The sequence below is a fragment of the Nonomuraea sp. NPDC050451 genome, from assembly GCF_044458585.1.
Map to the genome: position 1 here is coordinate 1 of NZ_JBITHZ010000095.1, position 3,977 is coordinate 3,977.

Here is a 3,977-nt window from a genome sequence, read left to right on the forward strand (position 1 = left end):
CAGCAACGACGCCAAGCTCACCGCCTGGATCACCACCCTCCGAGCCACTGACCTGCCCCACCTGCACGGCTTCGCCAACGGCCTCGAACTCGACCTCAACGCCGTGAACGCCGCCCTCACCCTCCCCCACCACAACGGCCGAACCGAAGGCGTCAACACCCGCACAAAGAGGATCATGCGACAGATGCACGGCCGTGCCGGATTCGACCTTCTGCGCCACCGCATCCTGCTGCGATGAAGATCACTTAACGCCACCACCGATTACGGGACAGAGCCCGGTCATTGGTGTAACTCCTGATCAAGGAGAACGCACCTGATGAGTACTGTGATCCAGGCATCGACGGAGATCGACCTGGAGGACGCCGGCGTGGCCCGCAAGCAGCCCAAGGACAGCAAGGCCAAGGATTCGGATTGGGAGCTGGTGGCCCGGCTGGTCGACCAGGCCCGCGCCGAGGGCGTGGAACTGGTAGGCGAGAACGGGCCGCTCGGCCGGCTGACCAAGCTGGTGCTGAAGTCCGCGCTGGAAGGCGAGATCACCGACCATCTCGGCTACGACAAGCACGAACGCGGTGCAAGCGAGACAGGCAACAGCCGCAACGGCGCCCGCTCCAAGACCGTCATCACCGACGTCGGGCCGGTCGAGATCAGCGTGCCACGCGATCGGGACGGCAGCTTCGAGCCGAAGATCGTGCGCAAGCGGCAGCGGCGGCTGTCCGGCGTGGATGAGATGGTCATCTCGCTGGCCGCCAAGGGCCTGACCACCGGCGAGATCTCCGCCCACCTGGCCGAGGTCTACGGCGCCGAAGTGTCCAAGCAGACCATCTCCACCATCACTGACAAGGTGCTGGACGGGATGGCCGAGTGGCAAAACCGGCCGCTCGACCCCGTCTATCCGGTCTTGTTCATCGATGCCATCCACGTGAAGCTGCGCGAGGGCCAGGTCGCCAACCGGCCGATCTACGTGGCGATGGCGGTGACGGTGGATGGCGAGCGCGACATCCTTGGGGGCTGTGGGCCGGCGACGGCGGCGAGGGCGCCAAGTTCTGGCTGCACGTACTGACCGAGATCAAGAACCGCGGCGTGGCGGATGCGCTGATGGTGGTCTGCGACGGTCTCAAGGGGCTGCCGCAGGCCATCGAGCAGGTCTGGCCCCAGGCGGTCGTCCAGACGTGCGTGGTGCACCTGCTGCGCGCGTCGTTCCGGTATGCCGCCCGCCAGCACTGGGACGCCATCGCCAAGGCGCTCAAGCCGGTCTACACCGCGCCTACGGAGGCCGCCGCGCTGGAGCGGTTCTTGGAGTTCGCCGAGGTCTGGGGCGGGAAGTACCCGGCGATCGTGAAGTTGTGGGAGGACGCCTGGGCCGAGTTCGTGCCCTTCCTCAACTTCGACACCGAGATCCGCCGGGTGATCTGCTCGACCAACGCCATCGAGTCGGTCAACGCCCGCATCCGGCGGGCGGTCAAGGCCCGCGGGCACTTTCCGAACGAGCAGGCCGCGCTCAAGTGCGTCTACATGGCGATCATGAGCCTCGGCCCGACCGGCAAGGGACGCAAACGCTGGATCACCCGCTGGAAAGCCGCCCTGAACGCCTTCGCCATAACCTTCGAAGACCGCCTGATCCCGACCGCCCGCTAATCAAGCAAGATCGAGATACACCACTGACTGGACACACCGTTCACGCGGATGTGTGCCTGGCTGGGCATGTCCCGCTCGGGCTTCTACGAATTGCGCGAGCGGCCAGCCTTGGCCACCGCGGCGCAGCCCAGCCCTGCCAGGCGCTCTGGCCGCCGAGATTTTCGCTGGGCTCGCAGGAAAGCTACGACTGTCGGCGGGTACACACCGCTCTGGCCCGTCGTGGCGAGCACTGTTGGGCCGAGATGGTGCGCGCCTTTGATACGGAAGCAATGCCTGACTCTCAAATCAGGTGCGGTTTACTGAAAGGTCACAGGAATGACACCATCGGCTTTGTAGACCTGAAACGATTCGGCATGAAACTCGCAGTCCATGTCACCCAGGTCAATAACAAAGCGTGAACGAATACCCTCAATGTCGTGCACGATGCCTTTGAAAGCACAGGCTCGGACATCGAAATCTTCGGCCTGACTGATCCTCAAGTCACGAATTCCACTAAATTTCAGCATTACCGTGAACTCTTCCGTGTCAGCCGTCCTGCCATCTGGGTAGCACAGAAAAACAAGCGTCATACTTGCCATTTGAGGGGCGATATTGATCGCCTCTATCTCAGCATAGTTGCGCAGATCGAAGATCCCATACGCGGTGCACACCTCGATCCGGGGAAAGCTGTCTACCCATCGCTCTACGTCAAGGAAAACTGCACCAACCACTACCGTTATCCACCTTCGTTCAAGCTATTTGATGCCAAGCTTCGCAAAGTAGTTCTTGACTATTCTGATATCTTCCCACGTCCCTTTTCGCGTAGGCCCCTCCTTCCAATTAGCCTTACCATTGGGTCCCTTGTGAAGGGTGTAGATCTTGACATGAGGGAAACCAATCTCTTGTTGAGTACTCTTGTCGAAATGAGGCTTCTTCCCTTTAAGATCGATCGTATACATTTTATCACTCATGCGGATAGTCACACGGTTCTTACCCCAAATCTTGGCCAGTGCTTCTCCCGTTTCCGCCAAACCACATGCAGAGTTGTGGACAAGTACACTGACGGCCCCAACTGCTACATGATAGGTGTGGATATCATCAACAGATAGATTGTGTACTGACTGTTGCCCGGTCCACCTCTTCACATCAGTGATCTGGATCCACGTGCCGGCGGACGTACGGAGCCACGTTCCCGGCTGAAGGTAGGTGGCATCAACCCACGCTCGCAGGGGAGGCACCCAGAACGGATGCCCAGCTGTTGCGATCACTGACTGGAGATCAACTTTTCCTCCAACCTCGGCCGTAATCGTGATCTCGACCAGGTTCTTCATCCCAGAGCTGTTGATCAGCGCAGTGACCTTCTTGGCTTTCGTCTCTCCAGAGGCCGGATCGGTAGCCACGACTTCGTCTCCGACCCGGACGTCCTCGATCGGCTTACGACTTCCGTCTGCCATCAGCACCAGGGTTCCCGGCACAAAACTGTTACACGCTTTCGCTATTCTGCTACCGCTCTTCCCGAGCGCGCCGACAAGTTTGGTGAGCCCTTTGACCCCGCTCTTTGCTGCGACGCCCACCCCTGGCACGAAATTCACAGCAAAGAGCGCACAGCTAACGATACTGCCGTTCGCGCAGTCCTTTGCGTCTCCGAAGAAGAAATCAAAGACCGGGTCGTCCCAGAGGCTTCCGCCCTTTTGCTTATCCCTCCATTCCCACCACTGCCTATTAAGCTCTTCCAGTTGCTTATCGGAAATGTCCAGCTCGCGCTGCCAATTCCTGCATCTCTCGATACCGGACGTGGGGCCAAGGCACTCATTCAAGTATTTCTTGGTGAGGGCGGCCTTGGCCGCCGCGTCCTTGACGGCCCCGCAGCCGGCCGAGCCGAACATGCTCACACAGGCAAGCTCAAATGATGCGCCCTTAGCTTCCTGGATTTTTGAGACATTTACATTCCCATACCCATTCGCACGGCGGTTCGTCTTGCTGTCTGAGCAACCGCCCTGCTGGAGACAATCGATGATTCGTCCGAGCCCCGGTATAAGGCGGAGTCTCTCATATGGGTCGACATCTCCTGCAAGCGCGCCCGGGTCCAAAACCTCAATAGCTCCGCTGTCGAGGCAGAATCCCCTGCTGACGCAGGCGTCATCGACGACACCGCCGCCTCCATAGCAGCTTCCGATGCACGTGCCTCCGCCGCCGCTGCTTCCGCCCCCAATCATGATGCCGTGCTGGGCGTAGATATCGGCGGCGGTCTGGTAGTCGACGCCTGGCGGGGGGTATCACTCTAAGTGTGGAAATGATCACTCTGGGTAGATGATCGAAGGTAAAGATCAACCACACAGCATTCGGGGGAATGTGGATCATGT

Annotated in this window: 3 protein-coding genes and 1 pseudogene; 2 read left to right on the top strand and 2 right to left on the bottom strand. The window is 59.9% G+C overall.

The window, feature by feature from the left end; genetic code table 11:
- Both ACIBI9_RS67640 and ACIBI9_RS67645 read left to right on the top strand, forming a co-directional pair.
- A partial coding sequence (locus tag ACIBI9_RS67640; RefSeq protein WP_397239610.1) for a transposase occupies positions 1-238 on the top strand: 238 nt, incomplete at its 5' end.
- A 129-nt stretch (positions 239-367) separates the two neighbouring features.
- Positions 368-1,635 (top strand): annotated as a pseudogene (locus ACIBI9_RS67645) (IS256 family transposase).
- Positions 1,636-1,931: 296 nt separating this feature from the next.
- Here the strand turns inward: ACIBI9_RS67645 and ACIBI9_RS67650 are convergent.
- Together ACIBI9_RS67650 and ACIBI9_RS67655 are read right to left on the bottom strand one after the other, a co-directional pair.
- Complete coding sequence (locus tag ACIBI9_RS67650; RefSeq protein WP_397239612.1) at positions 1,932-2,345, bottom strand: hypothetical protein; 414 nt, start codon at positions 2,343-2,345, stop codon at positions 1,932-1,934.
- A 24-nt stretch (positions 2,346-2,369) separates the two neighbouring features.
- Positions 2,370-3,830 (bottom strand): polymorphic toxin-type HINT domain-containing protein, encoded by a 1,461-nt coding sequence (locus ACIBI9_RS67655; protein WP_397239614.1) that lies wholly within the window; start codon positions 3,828-3,830, stop codon positions 2,370-2,372.
- Positions 3,831-3,977: the final 147 nt, after the last annotated feature.